At 35.5% G+C, this 17,636-nt stretch carries 16 protein-coding genes and 1 riboswitch; of the genes, 5 read left to right on the top strand and 11 right to left on the bottom strand.

Annotation, left to right across the window (positions count from 1 at the left end):
* Positions 1-2 precede the first annotated feature (2 nt).
* The 8 genes from I0Q91_RS08390 to I0Q91_RS08355 form a co-directional block, all read right to left on the bottom strand.
* Positions 3-902, bottom strand: a complete 900-nt coding sequence (locus I0Q91_RS08390; RefSeq protein ID WP_270454017.1) for a universal stress protein — start codon at positions 900-902, stop codon at positions 3-5.
* A 16-nt stretch (positions 903-918) separates the two neighbouring features.
* Positions 919-1,680, bottom strand: a complete 762-nt coding sequence (locus I0Q91_RS08385; protein WP_270454016.1) for an inositol monophosphatase family protein — start codon at positions 1,678-1,680, stop codon at positions 919-921.
* Between the two features lie 20 nt (positions 1,681-1,700).
* Positions 1,701-3,068, bottom strand: a complete 1,368-nt coding sequence (gene mgtE / locus I0Q91_RS08380) for a magnesium transporter (RefSeq protein WP_270454015.1) — start codon at positions 3,066-3,068, stop codon at positions 1,701-1,703.
* Positions 3,069-3,168: 100 nt separating this feature from the next.
* Positions 3,169-3,339, bottom strand: a riboswitch (M-box (ykoK) riboswitch).
* 72 nt (positions 3,340-3,411) lie between these two features.
* Complete coding sequence (locus tag I0Q91_RS08375) at positions 3,412-4,299, bottom strand: universal stress protein (protein WP_270454014.1); 888 nt, start codon at positions 4,297-4,299, stop codon at positions 3,412-3,414.
* Positions 4,300-4,371: 72 nt separating this feature from the next.
* Entirely contained in the window at positions 4,372-5,154 is a 783-nt protein-coding gene (locus I0Q91_RS08370) for a metal ABC transporter permease (RefSeq protein ID WP_270454013.1), read from the bottom strand.
* A gap of 37 nt (positions 5,155-5,191) precedes the next feature.
* Positions 5,192-5,938 (bottom strand): metal ABC transporter ATP-binding protein, encoded by a 747-nt coding sequence (locus I0Q91_RS08365; RefSeq protein WP_270454012.1) that lies wholly within the window; start codon positions 5,936-5,938, stop codon positions 5,192-5,194.
* Between the two features lie 67 nt (positions 5,939-6,005).
* Positions 6,006-7,034: a metal ABC transporter substrate-binding protein gene (locus I0Q91_RS08360; RefSeq protein ID WP_270454011.1), complete on the bottom strand. Its 1,029-nt coding sequence runs from the start codon at positions 7,032-7,034 to the stop codon at positions 6,006-6,008.
* A 100-nt stretch (positions 7,035-7,134) separates the two neighbouring features.
* On the bottom strand, positions 7,135-7,881 hold the full coding sequence (locus tag I0Q91_RS08355) for an NAD-dependent protein deacylase (protein ID WP_270454010.1): 747 nt from the start codon (positions 7,879-7,881) through the stop codon (positions 7,135-7,137).
* Positions 7,882-7,956: 75 nt separating this feature from the next.
* Here I0Q91_RS08355 and I0Q91_RS08350 point away from each other — a divergent pair, with 75 nt between their 5' ends.
* From I0Q91_RS08350 to I0Q91_RS08330, 5 genes are all read left to right on the top strand, one after another.
* Entirely contained in the window at positions 7,957-9,384 is a 1,428-nt protein-coding gene (locus tag I0Q91_RS08350) for an alpha,alpha-trehalose-phosphate synthase (UDP-forming) (RefSeq protein ID WP_270454009.1), read from the top strand.
* Positions 9,374-10,156 carry a trehalose-phosphatase gene (gene otsB / locus I0Q91_RS08345; RefSeq protein WP_270454008.1) on the top strand — a complete coding sequence of 261 codons (783 nt, stop codon included), beginning with the start codon at positions 9,374-9,376 and terminating at the stop codon, positions 10,154-10,156. The genes I0Q91_RS08350 and otsB overlap by 11 nt, the downstream gene beginning before the upstream one ends.
* Positions 10,157-10,376: 220 nt before the next feature.
* The gene (locus I0Q91_RS08340) at positions 10,377-11,888 is read left to right on the top strand and encodes a glutathione ABC transporter substrate-binding protein (RefSeq protein WP_270454007.1); all 1,512 of its coding nucleotides are present in this window, start codon (positions 10,377-10,379) and stop codon (positions 11,886-11,888) included.
* A gap of 124 nt (positions 11,889-12,012) precedes the next feature.
* Positions 12,013-12,942 carry an ABC transporter permease gene (locus tag I0Q91_RS08335; protein WP_270454006.1) on the top strand — a complete coding sequence of 310 codons (930 nt, stop codon included), beginning with the start codon at positions 12,013-12,015 and terminating at the stop codon, positions 12,940-12,942.
* 20 nt (positions 12,943-12,962) lie between these two features.
* On the top strand, positions 12,963-13,844 hold the full coding sequence (locus I0Q91_RS08330; protein WP_270454005.1) for an ABC transporter permease: 882 nt from the start codon (positions 12,963-12,965) through the stop codon (positions 13,842-13,844).
* A gap of 151 nt (positions 13,845-13,995) precedes the next feature.
* Here the strand turns inward: I0Q91_RS08330 and I0Q91_RS08325 are convergent, their stop codons facing one another.
* The 3 genes from I0Q91_RS08325 to I0Q91_RS08315 are packed head-to-tail and all read right to left on the bottom strand — an operon-like array spanning position 13,996 to position 17,398.
* Positions 13,996-14,730 carry a radical SAM protein gene (locus I0Q91_RS08325; RefSeq protein WP_270454004.1) on the bottom strand — a complete coding sequence of 245 codons (735 nt, stop codon included), beginning with the start codon at positions 14,728-14,730 and terminating at the stop codon, positions 13,996-13,998.
* Between the two features lie 3 nt (positions 14,731-14,733).
* On the bottom strand, positions 14,734-16,221 hold the full coding sequence (locus tag I0Q91_RS08320) for a YjjI family glycine radical enzyme (RefSeq protein WP_270454003.1): 1,488 nt from the start codon (positions 16,219-16,221) through the stop codon (positions 14,734-14,736).
* Between the two features lie 13 nt (positions 16,222-16,234).
* The gene (locus I0Q91_RS08315) at positions 16,235-17,398 is read right to left on the bottom strand and encodes a DmpA family aminopeptidase (RefSeq protein ID WP_270454002.1); all 1,164 of its coding nucleotides are present in this window, start codon (positions 17,396-17,398) and stop codon (positions 16,235-16,237) included.
* Positions 17,399-17,636: the final 238 nt, after the last annotated feature.

The raw sequence follows: 17,636 nt of genomic DNA, 5'->3' as shown, positions 1-17,636 counted from the left end.
AATTAATCATCCTTTTTTTCACTAAAAAGAGTTGTTAAGTCCTGATTCAGGACAGGATCACATGGGATCATGAAAAGAGGTAATTCTGCTTTCCTGACAATTCTATCGGCAGTACTCCCGATTTTCAATTCTTCTAGATGATTTACTCCCAATGTCGGCATCATTATCATTGTTGCATTTTCTTCTTCTGCAGCTTCTAAAATCAAGTCAGATGCTGAGCCAGACCCAATTTTTATAGTAACCTTTTTTATCTTATCATGATCTTCTAACTCTTTTTTATAAGAAGAAAGGTCTTCCAGTGCCTTGCTCTTTTTAATCATAAATTCTTCCTCATCAAAACTTTTCTCTATTGAATGGACTAAGATAATGTCATGAAAAATATTGTCAAGAGACTTTAAGATCCTGACAATTAAGTCTGAACAAGTTGTACAGTCAATAGGAACAACAACTCGGCTAAACTTAATTTTACAAATAGGATCAATCTCGTCTTCCTTGCCCTTTTCATATTTCTCAATAAAAACTGGAACCCTGCTATTATGAAGAACTTTAAAAGTCGTACTTCCTAATATTATTTGCTTGATGATTCCCTGGCCATGAGAAGCAATTAAAATCATTGCACAACTATTTTCTTCAGCATATTTTGTTATCTCTTTTGATGGCTTTCCAATTACTATTTCAGATTCAACTTTAAAGCCTTTATCTCTAACCTCTTCTTCTAGTTTGTTCATTTTTACTCTTCTCTCATCAATAACATCAGCACTAACTCCACGCCTTTTTGCCTCAACTACATGAAACAAGATAACAGTATTTAACCCCAGGCTTTTAAATTCATCCAGACAATCTATCAATTTATGTGCACTTTTAGAGAAATCTGTTGCCAGCAAGATTTTTGTATCGAACATTAGGCTACCCCCTGCTCTATTTATTTAAAATTTCCCTCAATCTATAATTAACTTGCTTGTTTCCTGCAACTACTTGCTCACTATCCATTCTTAAAGTTTTACCTTTAAAATCAGTAATCACTCCACCAGCTTCTTCTATCAATAATATACCTGCTGCAATATCCCAGAGGTTTAATTCGATCTCCCAAAATCCTGAAAAAACTCCACTGGCTACCTGGCAAAGATCATAGGCTGCTGCTCCTGTTCTCCTGATGCCTCCAGCCTCTGGTAAAATCTTATTAAATAGTTCAAGAGACTCATTACTCTCCTGATGGGAGTAAGGAAACCCAGTTGCAATAATACCATCTTTTACAGTGTAATCTTCATCTACATGAATTCTTTTTCCATTATAATAACTGCCCTGACCTCTTTGAGCGACATAAAAATCATCAAAATATGGAAGATATACCAGTCCATATTCTGGCTGATCATCTTTATATAAAGCAAGAGAAATAGCAAATATGGGAAACCCATGAACGTAATTAACTGTACCGTCAAGAGGGTCTATGATCCAGCAATACCTTGAATCATTACTTTTGTTGCTCCCCTCTTCAGCCATGATAGAGTGATCAGGATAAGCAGTTGAAATCTTATCTACCAGTATTTTTTCTGATTTCTTATCAACTTCTGTAACCAGATCGATCTTTCTGTCCTTGCTATCTATTTCTATGTTTTTTTGAAAGTTATCCATCTGAAGTCGACCAGCTTTCCTGGCCCAACTTTCCATTTCTTTTAACATCAATTAGTCACCTGCCTCACTTATCCCATTAAATGACCTAAGAAAAAGTTTACTAAATAAAAATAGATGAATAAACCTGTGATATCTTTAATGGTTGTTATAATTGGATCTGCCCCAGCAGCCTGATCAAAATCTAGCTTGAAAAGTATATAAGGTATTATAAAACCAAGACTACTAGCCAGTGTAACAGTAAAAGCAATTGAAAGCGCAACTGCAATACCAAAGCCTGCCATCCCCTGCCATAAATGAGCAACTAGACCAGATATAATTCCAAGTATGCCCCCCATTGTAATACCAACTAATATTTCTTTAAAAAGATGGCGCATAAAATAACGAACATTTATCTGCCCGAGGACAAGAGCTCTAGAAAATATTGTAGAAGACTGAGTACCAACATTACCTCCCATATCCATCACTACTGGAATGAAAACAGCTATTGCTGCGACTGCTTCAAGGCTGGCCTCAAAACCTTCAATGACAAATCCAGCCATGAAACCACCTATTAAAGTTATAACTAGAAATGGCAAGCGAGCTTTCCAGATCTCTGGTAAAGACCCTTCTATTAAAACGCGGCTCCTACCTTCCTGTCTCTGATTCAAAGCACTAATACCAACTTTATCAAAAATATCTTCAGTTGTTTCTTCTTCTATAACATCAAAGGCATCGTCAACAGTAATGATACCGACAAGTCTATTTTCTTTATCAACAACTGGGACTGCAAGAAGATCCTGTTCCTGGAGTAAACGAGCTACTTCCTCCTGATCAGTCCCTGTAGCAACCTTTATCGGGTCAGGCTTCATGATCTCCTCAATTTTTTGATCACCATCTGCCATGATCAAATCTCTTAAAGACACACTTCCCTCTAACAAGCGGGTATCTGTTGTAACATAAAGATTATAAACTGTTTCTCTATCTTCTCCAACAGCTCTTAATTTTTTCATAGCTTCATCAATCGTCGTCCCTCTTTTAAAACGTATATAATGAGGAGTCATGATATGCCCTGCTGTCTCATCCTCATAACCCATTAATTCTGAAGTCTGATTTCTTTCTTCTTTACTCAGATTATTTAATAACTTTTTGGCAACTCTAGCTGGTAATTCATCAAGCAAACGAACTCTATCATCAGGGGCCAATTCTTTAAAGACAGAATTTGCCTCTGTTTCAGCAAAATCAGAGATTAAATCTTCCTGAACTTCAATATCAAGTCTTTCAAAGACTTCCATTGCTAAATCTTTATTTAATAGACGATAACATACAACCCTGTTAGCTCTGTCCAGTTCACGCATTATCTGCATTAAATCAACCATGTCTTCGTTATTAAGTAACGTTTTTAACTCTGTAACATTCTCATTTTCAAGTAGTTCGATTACTTTATCATATATTGCCATCTCAATCCCTCCCCTAAATAAACAAACGACTTCCCTGGTCTGGAAGCCGTAATACATACCCACTTTTTAAAATTTTATCTGATACGTTCTAATAGGTATAGTTCAAGCTCCTCGTCCAGGGTTTAGCACTATAAGACGTAGATAGCTCATGCTATCAGTTACTTTAAGCTCTCCTTACGCCGAAGTAGCCTGTTATACCCATTGGCGTCTCTAGACGTTTTTGGGCAGCAACCTGTATTCAAAATAGTAGCCTCACTTAACGAGCAATATTCATTTTCAAAAACATCTATTCTTATAACTTACTTTATCATGATATAACACGAAATAAAAGCTGTCAAGTATCTTAATATATTGATGGAGGAACAGTTAATACAGGTATTGAACTTTCTTTTATCACTGTATCTGTAGTGCTCCCCAAAAATTTATTGTCTGCAAAGTTCTCACCAGTTTTAGTCATCATTATTAAATTAATCTTCTCTTTTTTTGCAATCTCATTAATTTTATCTGAAGCAGTACCTTCTTCTATTTTAATCTCTATATCTTCAGTGAGATCATGTTTTTTTAAATAGTCTGCTAATTTATTTAATTCAGATTCTGCATAAGATTTTTGTTCAACCAAATCATCTTTATCAACTGAACTCTCAATAACATGGAGTAACTCTATTTTTGTAAATTCTGCGTTACCTTTTAAAGATTTTATCATTTCAACAACTTTAGCACTTGCAGAAGATAAATCAAGTGGCAATAAAAGTCTCCTGAAAATTTTTGGTGAAATCAACTCAAGACTTTTAAGTTCTTTATTTTTCTGCAAATATTCTTTATCTGCGTAATTTGTAAATTTATCTATTATTAAAGGAGTCTTAACCTGGCGAGCAATATCATAGGCAGTATGACCAATCGGAATATTCTTTATAAAACTTTGACCATGAGAAGCTATTAGCATCAAAGAACAGTTTTTCTCATCTGCCAGTTCCTTAAGTTTGACTGCCGGTTCTCCCTTTAAAATTTGGGTTTCAACATCTAAGCCTTCATCTTTGTACTCTTTAGCTAAATCGTCTATTTTTTCCTTTATTTCCTCAATACCACCTATTTTTTTTGTTAACTTAGTCTCTAAAACATGGGCAAGAAGAATCTTTTCTAACCCTGCCTCTTTGAATTCAATTAATCTTTCCTTTAACATATTAGCTTCATCAGAAAAATCTGTAGCAACTAAAACCTGTCCACTAAGCAAAATAAGCCCCCCTTTAAACTTATATTAACCTGATTGCTTTAATTATATCAAACTGTTTAAAAAGTTACCAACTTAAATATTTATATTAAATATCTTTTTAAAGATAATGACAAACAATAAAAGAATAACACTAAATAATATAATCGTTCCACCTGAAGCTAAATCAAAATAAAATGATAATATTATTCCTGTATTAACTGAAATTAAGCTAAATAAAATACTATACCAGATTGTCATTTTAAAGCTTTTCCCCAGTAACATACCTGTCGCAACAGGAATTGTTATTAGAGAGGCTATTAATAAAGTACCTACTATCTGAATTGATAGAGCTACTGTAAGTGATGTTACTATCATAAAGATTATATTTAATGACCTTGCTGGAACACCCGCTAACCTTGCTTCATCTTCATTAAAAGCTAAAAAGAAAAATCCATAATAAAATTTAATTATAATTGCAATTATCAGTATAGCTAATGAAAAAATTATATAAATATCTCTAGTTCCAACTAAAGATATACTGCCAAATAAATAACTCTGGATACCTGCACTGCGCTGAGATAAGTTTATTAAAATCGTTGCTATTCCAAGTCCAGCAGCTAATATTATCGCCAGTGATAATTCTGCATAATCTGAATAATCTCTACGCAATTTTTCAATAGCTAAGGCAGCAATAATTGAAACAATGATTGCTGAGTAAATCGGAAAAAAACCTGCAAAAAGCCCAATGGCAACTCCCGCCAGGGCAACATGGGATAAAGCATGTCCGATTAATGATAGCCTCCTTAAATTCAAAAATACCCCAACTAAAGGAGCAACTATCCCTACCAGATTACCTGCTAAAAGGGCACGCCTCATAAATGCATAATTTAAAAATTCCAGCTAAAACACCTCCTTAATGACCATGCTCTGGTAAAATTCTAATAGATGTATCTCTTAAACCTTCAATATAATGATCATAACTGAAGTCGTCTGACTTATGAGGATAAGCTTTCCCCTCTTCGAAACATACAATTTTATTAGCCTGCATGCTAATTAGGTTAACATCATGGGAGACCATAATAACTGTTTTACCGAGGTTATGATTAATATCTCCGATGATTTGATAAAAATCATCCTGAGCTTTAATATCTACACCGACTAATGGTTCATCGAGTAAAATCAATTCTGGATCATTAACCATCATTCTAGCAATAAAGACCCTCTGCTGTTGACCACCAGACAGATTTCCAATCTTTCTGTTTATAAAGTTCTCCATATCTACCAGTTTTAAAGCCTTAAGTATCTCTGATTCTAAACTGGATGTCATAACTTTAATTAATCCCATTTTCCCATAAAGGTTACTGGCAATAATCTCTCTAACAGTTGCTGGAAAGCTCTGATTAAAATCTCTTACCTCCTGGGATATATAGCCGATTTTTGTCCAGTCTTTAACTTTGTCAACTGATTGATCAAAAACTTTAATTTCACCGGCATCAGGTTTTAAATTTCCAGTAATCATCTTTATCAAAGTACTTTTCCCGGATCCATTTGGGCCAACAAAAGCTGCGAAATCTCCTTTTCGAAAAGATAGTGAAACATCATTTACAACCTTTTCATCATCATAAGAAAAATCGACATGTTCAATTTTAAGAACATTCATATGATCTCCTCCAATAAAAAACTACCTGGCTTACAGTTTTATATAGTAAGCCAGGATTTATTTGAAATTATTTCAATGCTTCTTTTAAGTTCTCAAGATTATTATACATGATTGTAAAGTAATTTTCATCATTTTCTATATCTTCTTCCCTGAGACCTGCTGCAGGATTTAAAGTTAAAACTTCTAAACCAGCTTCTTCAGCTATTACATCAACAGCTCTAGGACTTGCAAGAACTTCTAAGAAAATATGCTCAAGTCCTGTTTCATGAGCAAGATCAATTAATTCACGAATAGTCTGAGAAGATGGCTCTGAGTGTGGATCCAATCCAGTTACAGCGACTTGATTTAAACCATAATTCTCAGCTAAATATCCAAAGGCTGCATGGGAAACTATAATAGTATTATGGGTTAAGTCTTGAAGACCTTCGTTATATGCCTGGTCTAATTCTCTTAGTTCATTAATAACTTCATCAGCATTAGCATGAAATTCATCTTCTCCTTCAGGATCTAATGCTGAAAACTCTTCTGCAATTAATTCTGCTATCATTATCATATTATTAAAATCTAACCAGATGTGATTATCATATTCTCCATGAGCGTGATCATGGCCGTGGTGATCGTCGTCTCCATGATCATGCCCGTGATCATCATCGTCTCCGTGGTCATGCCCGTGATCATCATCGTCTCCATGGTCATGGCCATGGTGGTCATCATCTCCGTGGTCATGACTATGGTCATGATCACCTCTATACTCAATTAAATTTACATGCTCTGTTAAATCGATAACCTGAATACCATCTGCTTTTAAGTTTTCTGCTACATTATCAGTCCATCCCTGTAATTTTTCACCAATAAAAATAAATAAATCAGTGTTCTCTAATTGCCCTAAGACTCTTGGAGAAGGTTCATAACCATGAATCTCTGTTCCATCTGGTGTTACCTGATGAATATTAAGCCTTTCTCCTCCGATTCTGTCAGCTATTTCATAAATCGGATAAATACTGACATGAACATTAGGCTCTTCTGCTTGAACATTACTAAATGCCGGGAAAATTATCATTGCCAGAATAAAAATTGCCATTAGAATTTTTTTCATAAAATAATCACCTCTTTAGCTATTTGCAAATCGTTTGCATATAACTATACTAAAATATCTAATTCTATTTGTCAAGTTTATATATAATCTTCCAGATATTTTAATCTATCATTCTTAATATTTCAGGCAAAACCTCTCCAGCTTTGCCCTTAATAATTAAATCAAATAAATAATCCTGCTGGCCTGAAGCAGCATTAATATAAATTAACTTACCGCCATTATCTTTTGTTAATGATGGCAGAGATGCTACCGGGTAAACCGCCAGAGAAGTTCCAATTACAATCATTAAATCAGAATTTTTAGCCGCCTGCCAGGCCTGATTTAAAGCATTCTCCGGTAGTCTCTCACCAAAAAAGACTATATCAGGCTTAATCTTTTGGCTCTTACAATTATCACATTCTGGTATATTGCCTGCTTTAATTACTGGGACTAGATCTTCCCAATCATATTTTTTTCGGCATTTCAGACAGGTTGCTTTATTTAAGGTGCCATGGAGTTCAAGTACATTTTGACTGCCTGCTCTCTGATGTAAAAAATCAATATTTTGAGTTATAATCGTTTTTATAATTCCTGAGCTCTCAAGTTCTGCCAGAGCTTTATGGCCAGGGTTTGGTTTAATATCATTTTTAAGCAAAAGTTCCTGGGCAAAGTCCCAGAATGGCTCAGGATCTTTTTTAAATCCAGAAATAGATACTGCTGCTTCAGGATCATATTTTTTCCAGAGACCTGATTTCCCCCTGAAAGTAGGAACTCCACTTTCTGCTGAAATACCAGCTCCTGTTAAAACAACTGGATATTCTGCATTTTTAATAATTTCTGTTGCTCTTCTTAACTTTTTCTTTTCCATGAATTTTCCCCCTTTATAGATGAATTTGATTTATATTATCAGGTTGCTATAATTGAAGTTGAGGAGGTGCTTTAAATGATTAAAAAGTCACTTATAATGATATCAAATGCTGAACCATATGCTCACAAGTACGAAAACAATAAAATTATTCAAGAAAAACAGCCTGGGGGTTTAACTACTGGCTTAGACCCACTTATGCAGGATCTTGATAAAAGCATCTGGGTTGCCTGGGCAAGAGGTGAAGCAGATTTTGAAGTCACTGACAACGACAACTCAATTAAAGTGCCTGATGAAAACGGATATAAATTAAAGAGAATTAACCTGGACAAAACTGAAGAAAACGGTTTCTATTATGGATTTTCAAACCAAACTCTCTGGCCTATCTGTCATAATTTTATCACTAAAGCAAACTTTTCTCCAATGAATTGGAAAATATATAAAGAAGTAAACAAAAAGTATGCCCGAGCTGCTCTAGCTGAAATTAATGGTAATGAGATGATCTGGGTACAGGATTATCAATTATCTCTGGTGCCTAAATTTATAAGAGATGAAAGGCCTGATACTAAGATTGCTCATTTCTGGCATATCCCCTGGCCTCCAGCTGAAATTTTTAATACAATACCCTGGCGCAGAGAAATATTGGAGGGATTGCTATCTAACGACTTAATTGGTTTTCATACTGAAGAACAGGCTATTAATTTTATGGAAACAGCCAGAAAAAATGGCTCGGAAATTAAATATGAAGAAGGGTCTGATCTTATAGGATTTATCAAACAGGATAATCATAAGACCAGAATAGTAGCATTACCTTTAGGGATTGATTTTACTGGACTTAATAAAAAAGCTCAATCTAAAGAGATTATTGGCAAAGCCAGAGACCTAAAAAAATATTATTCTGCCAGTCGACTATTAGTGGCAGTCGATAGATTAGATTATACAAAAGGAATAATACAAAGATTACAGGCTATTGATCGCTTACTGGAAAAACACCCTGAATATAAAGAGGAAATCACTTTGATCCAGAGAATAGCTCCAAGCAGAGTCCATATATCTGAATATGAAGAAATGGAAAATGAAATTGACAGAACTATTGGCGACATAAATGGAAGATATCAGACAGCAGACTGGCAACCTATTGTCTATTATAAAGGCGCTGTTCCCCAGGATGAATTACTCCCTTATTTCCTGGCAGCTGATGCTGCTTTGATAACACCATTAATCGATGGTCTCAACCTGGTCTCAAAGGAATATATTGCTGTAAAAGAAAATGGCCAACTAATCCTTTCTGAATTTGCTGGAGCTGCCAACCAATTAGAAGGAGCCGTCTTAACCAATCCATATGATGTTGATGCAACTGCAGAGGCAATTGCTAAGGCTATTAGTTCTAAAGAAAAAGTTAAAGAAGCCAGATATCAACAGATGAGCAAAATTGCTAAAAACCAGGATATAAACTGGTGGAGGGATAAATTCCTTAAAATCTGGAATGATATCTATGAAAAATAAAGTCAAATATTTAGACCCTTTATCACCTGAAAAGTGGCCAGAAAAACTTAAAAACAACAAGTTTCAATTATTTTTAGATTATGACGGCACACTGGCTCCCTTTAATGAAAACCCTGATAAGGCTTATCCAATTGATGAAACCAATCAAGTAATTAGAGATTATTTAAAAACCAATATTCCGGTGGCAATCGTCACCGGGCGTAATGCTTTAGATATAAGAAATAAGTTTATAAAACCAATAGTTCCTGTTATAGGCCTCCATGGCCGTGAGTTCCTGCCGGCAGAACAGGATGAACCAATTAAAATTGGGCCAGAGGTGAAAACCATTCCAGACAAATTACTAAAAAAGATCATTGAAATCAATGAAAATTACCCGGTTAAATTAGAGCAGAAAAATAACTCGTATGCAATTCATATAAAAAATAATTCAAACTTGCAGGAGATTATCTACCATACCTTGAATAAGATATTGATAAATCAAAATTTCAATGATAATTGGGAGTTCATTTCTGGACGAAAAGTAATTGAATTAAGACCTGCTGACTGGAATAAAGGCAATGCAGTAAAGAAGTATCGTGATTCAGATATCATGGCAATATATATCGGTGATGATAGAACTGATGAAGATGTATTTGAAATCTTATCAGAACCCTGTATTAATATTTATGTTAAAAATGAAGATAAAAAGCTTGATACTAAGGCCAATTTTTATCTTGATAGCCCTGCAGATGTCATTAATTTTTTGAAAATTCTAATGGATACCCATCTGTAAATTCTTGAGCTATAAGGTTATATTTATTTTAAATGTCTTTTCTTCTTTACAATGCAAAACAATTGTGCTAATATTATAGTATAATATTTTAACTTTTTTTAATGTTTTTTTGTTTCTTTTGTGAAGTAAAAATTTAACAAAAAGGGGGATAGTTTCAGTAAGGTTGTCTGAAAACATTAATTTTGAGAAGTAGAAAAAACTTATGGAGGAGTGTATTTTAATGTTTAAAAAGAGCCTTTTTATTACTTTTATTCTAGTATTATCAGTTGCTTTATTGGGTGCTCAGGCACAGGCATTTAATTTAACAGTCGGACAGGGTGCTGATGCAGTAACTTTAGACCCTCATGGTGAAAATGATCAGCCATCATCTAGAGTCCGTTCACAGATTTATGAAACTTTAGTTTATCAGGATACTGACCTCGAATTATTACCAGGACTAGCAACTGAATGGGAACATGTCGATGAGTTAGTCTGGGAATTTAAACTCCGTGAAGGCGTTATGTTCCATAATGGAGAAGAATTTAATGCTTATGATGCTCAGTTTACCTTAGAAAGATTAGCAGATCCTGAAACTGCTGCTGATGGCGCATTTATTGTTGGATTTCTAGATTATGTAGAAGTTATTGACGATTATACCATCAGAATTCATACTGAGTATCCATTTGCTCCAATGCTCAGCCACCTTGCTCACCCTGTCACTGGTATGTTAAATCAGCAAGCAGTAGAAGAAGCTGGCGATGATTATGGTACCCAGTATGCTATCGGTACTGGTCCATTTGAATTTGTTGACTGGTCAACTGGTTCTCATATTGATTTAAGAAGATTTGAAGATTACTGGGGAGAAAATGCCCAGGCAGAAACAGTTAGAATGCGTGCTATTCCTGAAAATACTGTAAGAGCTATAGAAGTTGAGACAGGTGGAGTAGATATAGCATACGATATTGATCCTGTCGATGAAGAAAGATTAGAAGGCGTCGATGGATTATATCTACAAAAGTATGATACTCTATCAACAAGTTATATTGGCTTTAATGCCGATAAAGAGCCTTTCGACGATGTAAGGGTAAGAAGAGCTATCAACCATGCTATCGATAAAGAAGCTATTACTGAATTTGTTTATACCGGCCAGGCTGTTACTGCCAGTGGCCCTCTATCTGCAAACGTATGGGGTGCTAATACTGATCTAGAGCCATATGCTTATGATCCAGATTTAGCAGCGACATTACTTGAAGAAGCAGGCTATGAAGATGGATTCTCAACAACTATCTGGACCAATGATAATCCATTAAGAATGCAGATTGCAGAAATGGTTCAATCTGATCTCCGTCAAATTGGCGTAGATGTTGAAATTCAGGTTCTAGAATGGGGTACCTATCTCCAGGATACTGGCGATGGTCTCCACGACATGTTCATTCTAGGTTGGGTTTCTGTAACTGGTGACGCTGACTATGGTCTTTATGCTCTATTCCATGAAGACAACTTTGGTTCAGCCGGTAACAGAACTTTCTGGTCATCACCAAGAGTTAATGAACTATTAGATCTTGGCCGTGCCAGTGCTGACCCGGATGAAAGATATGAAGCCTATATGGAAGCTCAGGAAATTATAGCAGAAGAAGCACCATGGGTATTCTTAATCCATACAAGTGCTGTTAATGCTTTAAGAGATAACATCTCTAATTTTGAGCCTCATCCTGCAGGACATCATAGACTTAAGGATGTAGTCAAAGATTAATAAATAATCTCTAAGATAATAGCTTTATATATTAACGGTAGGCGGTTAATTCCGCCTATCGTTAATATTATTTTAATATTTTATTAAATTATAAAATTTTTATGCCAAAGAGGTGGCTAGTTTTATGTGGAAATATATAGTTAAAAGATTACTAGCATTAATACCAGTACTAATTGGAGTATCAATATTCGTCTTTTTATTAATCCATCTAACCCCTGGAGATCCTGCTTTAATTATGATGGGAGAACAGGCCCCTCCTGAACAACTCGAGATAATGCGTGAACAAATGGGATTAAATAGGCCTCTACCTGTTCAGTACGCAACCTGGGCAGCAGATGCAGTTCAATTAGATTTTGGAAGATCAATAAGGTCTCGTAGACCAGTCATCTGGGAAATACTCGATAGGCTGCCAAACACAGCTATTTTAGCAGTAGCATCAGTAACACTGGCTGTGATAATCGGAATTCCGGTTGGTGTACTTTCAGCAGCTAAACCTAATTCATTTTTTGATAACCTCTTTACTGCAATTGCTTTTACGGCAGTAGGTATGCCAGTCTTCTGGCAGGCAATCATGTTAATTTTAATTTTTTCAGTATTTTTAGGCTGGTTCCCCTCATCTGGAATGGGCCCTAATATCAGTTATTTCATTTTGCCAACAATAGCGCTATCTACTGTAACAACTGCAAGTATAATTAGAATAACACGATCTACTATGCTCGATGTTTTAAAAGAAGATTATGTAAGAACTGCAAGAGCAAAAGGGGTAAATGAAAGATCAGTTATCTATAAACATGCCTTAAGAAACTCATTAATTCCTGTTGTAACAATTATCGGACTAGCTTTTGGACGGTTAATGGGTGGAGCAGTTTTGACTGAAACTATTTTCGCCTGGCCAGGTATTGGTCGTCTTCTTGTTGATGCTATCAGGACAAAAGACTTTCCAGTTGTCCAGGGAACTATTATGGTATTTGCAATTATTTATGCATTAGTAAATCTTGGAACAGATATCTTCTATGGATTTCTCGACCCTAAAATACGAGCCAAATATGAATAGCATTATAAAGGAGAGTTATTATGGCTAAAGAAAAAAATCAAAAATTAAAAAGAAAAAAATTTGCTAATAGCAGAACTTTAAAGCGAATCTTGTTCAATAAAAAAGCTATAGTTGGGGGAATTTTATTATTTCTGATAGCATTATCAGCAATTTTTGCACCATTTATTAGCCCCTATGATCCTATTGAACAGAATATGAGAAATAGACTGCAGCCCCCGAGTAGAGAACATCCCTTAGGAACAGACAACTTTGGTAGAGATATTTTAACCAGAATTTTATATGGAGGAAGAATTTCATTAAGAATTGGCTTTATTTCTGTTGGAATTGCTATATTTTTTGGATGTATAATGGGAATTCTTTCTGGTTTTTATGGTGGCTGGATAGATAGTGTAATTATGAGATTTATTGATATAATGCTTGCACTACCAGGATTTCTACTTGCACTTGCGATTGTTGCTGCCCTTGGAGCAACAATTAACAACGTTATGATTGCAGTAGGAATATCTTATATACCTGTCTTTGCAAGATTAATGAGGAGTGCTGTTATGTCAGTAATCGAAAAGGATTATATATCAGCAGCCAGAGGAATTGGCGGAAATGATTTTCAAATAATTTTTAAACATGTTATTCCAAACTCAATTAATCCAATAGTAGTTCAGGCAACTCTAGCAATGGCTGGTTCTATTTTATCAGCTGCCGGTCTTAGTTTCCTTGGTTTAGGAGCTCAGCCTCCAACACCTGAATGGGGAAGTATGATTGCCAGTACCAGACAGTTTATCAGGCTATCCCATTATCCAGTTACATTTTCAGGAATCGCTATTGTTGTAACTGTTTTATCATTAAATTTATTTGGTGACGGCTTACGCGATGCTCTTGATCCAAAGACACTTGAGCATAATTAAGCATTCTAAAATAAATTGGCCTTATAAACCTTAACTACCTGGATAAATAACAGCAAAAAAAGTAAGCTAAATTCTTCTTGGAGGAGAATTAAATAATTATTCCTTAATATTTTAAGCCCCAGGACCTATTCAGGCCTGGGGCTAATTTATACTAACCTATTATCTGAATATTATTACAGCCTTTTGAGTTTGCCAGCTTTACCAGTTTATTCATCTCTTCTTCAGTCGGCTCCCTGATATCTTCACCATTTTCAACGCCATGATCTCGATATCCAATCATTTTAAACTTAATTTCTGGATCTATTTCAGCTATAAAGCCTGCTATCTCGGCAGTATTTTTCTTATAATCAATTAACCCTTTTGCAATTACTGTTCTTATCTCATGTAATAAGCCTAGGTCATCTAAAAGAATAATATTTTCTTTAATGATTTCAAGTTTGTCAGATCCGGTTACTTTAAGAAAATCACTATTATTTCCAGCCTTAAAATCAATCATAACACCGTCGGTCAATGCTAATAATTCTTTCTGCCTGGAAAAAGGAACTGTCCCACTGGTATCAATAAAATTAGTTAAACCGAACTCCTTAGTTCTAGAAAATAATTCTTTTAAAAAATCCACCTGGAGCAATGGTTCACCGCCAGAAACTGTAATTCCTGATATATAGGAAAAATTATGCTCTATCTTTTCTATTAGCTCATCTACAGTTAACAAATATAGCGATTCTGGAACCTTATCATCCTCATAAATCTCAATAGTTTCCGGGTTATGGCAGTAACTACAATTTAAATTACAGCCCTGAAAAAATATTACTGTTCTATTACCTGGACCATCAATCGGGCTAAAATCTATCCATCTATTAACCACTGCTTTTTTCTTCACTGGCATCAACTATCTAACTTTCCTATTTTCCTCAGGAGAGTTTTCTAAGGTGTCACGGCCCAGAACTACAGTATCCTTATGGACTGCCTCTCCCTGATTTAGCCTCTCTATTTCAGATCTCTTAACCAGATAGCCAGTAATCCTTACTAAATCATTCTCTGAATTATAAAAAGAGAATAACCTTAACCCTTTTTCAAAAGCACCTTCGATAATATTTAAAATAGCTTCAGGATTTCTTTTATAGGTCTTATCAAATGTAAAGATATCACTGACCCCTGCAGGGAAATATTGATGGAGTGGCGAAATAAAATTTAGATGTTCAGGAATCGATGGCTCTTCACCATAAGGAATCCGACAGCCTGGTGAAGTGTCAACATCTTCCCCTATTCCGGATTGGGCATGGAGCAGGTAATGGCCATTATTAAATGAAGTATGCTCATTTTCATGCTCATTAATTTCATTCTGAATAACCTCTAAAATATTTTTAGCTACCTCCTGGGACTCATCTGTCCTGCCATAGGAACCAGACTCACTATCTCCATCTAAAAATAGATTAACAGCCTGAGCCATACCATAAATGCCAAACATGGCAGTATATTTTTCTTTATCCAGCAAGCCTTCTCTTACCAGAAAATTACTCTGAAAAAATGGACTCTCTTCACAGAGAAATGCTATTCTTTTATCCATAATTGATAACATTGTCTTGCTGACATCTCTTAGAGTATCTGCTAAAAACTCTTCTTTTTCTAAAGCCTTCTCGACAACAGCTTTTAAGTTCATTCTAACTAATGTATGGCTGCCACCACCAACTGGCAGGGCATTATAACAACTTACAATTGCATAATCATCACCAAAAATCCCCTGATAATCTCTATGATTGGCAAAGTAGGGTTTTGAGACTTCAAGGCCAGTTTCAATAGCCTGAAGAGCAAAATCCCTGTCTGTTAACTCTGAATCATATTTGAGTGTCAGGTTAGGTACTGAATTGGCAAGTTCTTTTTCAGCCTTTAAAATGAGTCCCCCTGCCCGTGTCTTTTCAGGGCCAATATCAGCATGGACAAAACTATCTGGCAATGTTCTATCGATTGCTGTCAAAAAAAGCCTGATTGTTTTTAGTGGATCAGAACTTAAATCAATATAAGGCTCCAGTAATTTATCAAGTTCTCCAATATAAACTGGCATACCAGTCACAGAAGGAATATTCTGATATAAGATAATCAGATTATTAGTAGCCTCTTCCAGGGATTCCGGGCTGAAAAGCTCTAAAAACTCACTCCCCTGTTCCATAAATTTATCAAAATCCACAAGATTATATCTTGGCCGATAGGGTGCCTGCCCTTCTGCCAGATCGCAGATTAAATCTGAATTTAAATAGTTTTTTTCCTTCTCAGTTAAACCAGGAAGTTCAAGTTGATTTTCAGCCTGCCTGGCTAATGCAATAATCTTCTGCTGCTGAGTCAAAGTGCCATCTTTAATTATATTTAATACTTCTTCCATTAAAACCAACTCCTTATTTATTAGGACGACATAACCTATTTCTTTCTAAAGCTGCTGCCACCTTATCACCTGGGAGCCCCTTAGCTTTATGCCCATCTCTGCCCCTAACAGTTGCGGCCATAAATAATGAATTTAAAACCGCCTCTTCAGTGCTTTCAACGACTGCCTGAAATAATTCCTTCATTAAATCACTCTCAGTTAAATTAACTGGCAACTCCTGTTTCTGTGAATCTTCATGATTTAAAATAATCTTACCTTTATCATTTCGCTTATATTTTTTAGTAGTTGAAAATGCCAGGGCAAAATCGCCACTGCCATTATCAGCTAAAGAACCAACCCGGCCCAGGCCAATATTAGACCTTGAGGCAAGCCTGGTTAACTGCCGATTATTTAGAGGCAGATCAGTAGCTAAAATCACAATTACCGAACCATCTCCACCGCCAGTTTCATGTAAATTCAAAAGGTCCTGGTCCAATTGATATAAAGGATATCCATTTATCTTTAACTCTTCCCGGCGGCCAAAATTACTTAAAACTAAAGCACCGAGATTAAATTCAGTGCTATCAAATTTTATTTTTCTAGATGCAGAGCCAATCCCACCTTTAAAACCAAAGGCAGTCATACCGGTTCCAGCCCCAACATCGCCTTCACTTGCTCTATCGCTACTGGCTGAAATCAGAGCCCGATGAACATGTTGTGCTTTAACATGCCTACCCTGCAAATCATTTAAATAACCATCATTACATTCAAGAACAACAGGGTTAAAGCTGGGCCCATTAATCCCTATTTCAGGATTATCCTTTAAAACATAATCGATTAAGGCATCAGCAACCCTGGGCACATTCAGAGTTGATGTTAATAAAATTGGTGAAGATAAACGGCCTAACTCTTTTATCTGCTCCAGGCCAGTAGGTTTCCCATAACCATTAATAACATGAACTCCTGCTTCAACAGGATTAGAGAATATATTATCTGAATGAGGCAAAATAGCTGTAACACCAGTCCTGATAGGACCTTTCCCAGGGACCAATTTGCCATCACCTTTCATAATTGTAACATGACCAACTTTAACTCCATTAATATCAGTAATAGAGTTTTTATCGCCAGTTGGCAAGACTCCAGGAATAATTCCCCATTCTCTGATTCTTCGTCTTCTACTCTCTTGAGAATCTGTCATGATTTATAATCCTCCTGTAAAATAAAAAATTATTATCTCTTTTAATTATAATATCATAAATTAATACTATTTGCAGAAATAGAAATCAAGTTAAGCCAAACTTTCTTTTTTGCATAATTATACCACAGACTAAAATTGACCCCCTCCTTACCCGACGGTTACCAAGTAGTATCTCTTAACAAATTTCACAAAGTCTAACAGAGTAAAATATACAATAAATTTTATAAATATTCCACAA

This window comes from Halonatronomonas betaini (assembly GCF_015666175.1).
In the GTDB taxonomy this organism is placed as follows: Bacteria; Bacillota; Halanaerobiia; order Halanaerobiales; family Halarsenatibacteraceae; genus Halonatronomonas; species Halonatronomonas betaini.
This window is presented reverse-complemented; position numbering and strand designations above follow the sequence as displayed.

What these genes read in the sequence shown, in the direction of transcription:
- I0Q91_RS08390 (WP_270454017.1), bottom strand. Translation starts at nt 902, where the DNA reads ATGTTCGATACAAAAATCTTGCTGGCAACAGATTTCTCTAAAAGTGCA.
- I0Q91_RS08385 (WP_270454016.1), bottom strand. Translation starts at nt 1,680, where the DNA reads ATGTTAAAAGAAATGGAAAGTTGGGCCAGGAAAGCTGGTCGACTTCAG.
- mgtE (WP_270454015.1), bottom strand. Translation starts at nt 3,068, where the DNA reads ATGGCAATATATGATAAAGTAATCGAACTACTTGAAAATGAGAATGTT.
- I0Q91_RS08370 (WP_270454013.1), bottom strand. Translation starts at nt 5,154, where the DNA reads ATGAGGCGTGCCCTTTTAGCAGGTAATCTGGTAGGGATAGTTGCTCCT.
- I0Q91_RS08365 (WP_270454012.1), bottom strand. Translation starts at nt 5,938, where the DNA reads ATGAATGTTCTTAAAATTGAACATGTCGATTTTTCTTATGATGATGAA.
- I0Q91_RS08360 (WP_270454011.1), bottom strand. Translation starts at nt 7,034, where the DNA reads ATGAAAAAAATTCTAATGGCAATTTTTATTCTGGCAATGATAATTTTC.
- I0Q91_RS08355 (WP_270454010.1), bottom strand. Translation starts at nt 7,881, where the DNA reads ATGGAAAAGAAAAAGTTAAGAAGAGCAACAGAAATTATTAAAAATGCA.
- I0Q91_RS08350 (WP_270454009.1), top strand. Translation starts at nt 7,957, where the DNA reads ATGATTAAAAAGTCACTTATAATGATATCAAATGCTGAACCATATGCT.
- otsB (WP_270454008.1), top strand. Translation starts at nt 9,374, where the DNA reads ATGAAAAATAAAGTCAAATATTTAGACCCTTTATCACCTGAAAAGTGG.
- I0Q91_RS08340 (WP_270454007.1), top strand. Translation starts at nt 10,377, where the DNA reads ATGTTTAAAAAGAGCCTTTTTATTACTTTTATTCTAGTATTATCAGTT.
- I0Q91_RS08335 (WP_270454006.1), top strand. Translation starts at nt 12,013, where the DNA reads ATGTGGAAATATATAGTTAAAAGATTACTAGCATTAATACCAGTACTA.
- I0Q91_RS08330 (WP_270454005.1), top strand. Translation starts at nt 12,963, where the DNA reads ATGGCTAAAGAAAAAAATCAAAAATTAAAAAGAAAAAAATTTGCTAAT.
- I0Q91_RS08325 (WP_270454004.1), bottom strand. Translation starts at nt 14,730, where the DNA reads ATGCCAGTGAAGAAAAAAGCAGTGGTTAATAGATGGATAGATTTTAGC.
- I0Q91_RS08320 (WP_270454003.1), bottom strand. Translation starts at nt 16,221, where the DNA reads ATGGAAGAAGTATTAAATATAATTAAAGATGGCACTTTGACTCAGCAG.
- I0Q91_RS08315 (WP_270454002.1), bottom strand. Translation starts at nt 17,398, where the DNA reads ATGACAGATTCTCAAGAGAGTAGAAGACGAAGAATCAGAGAATGGGGA.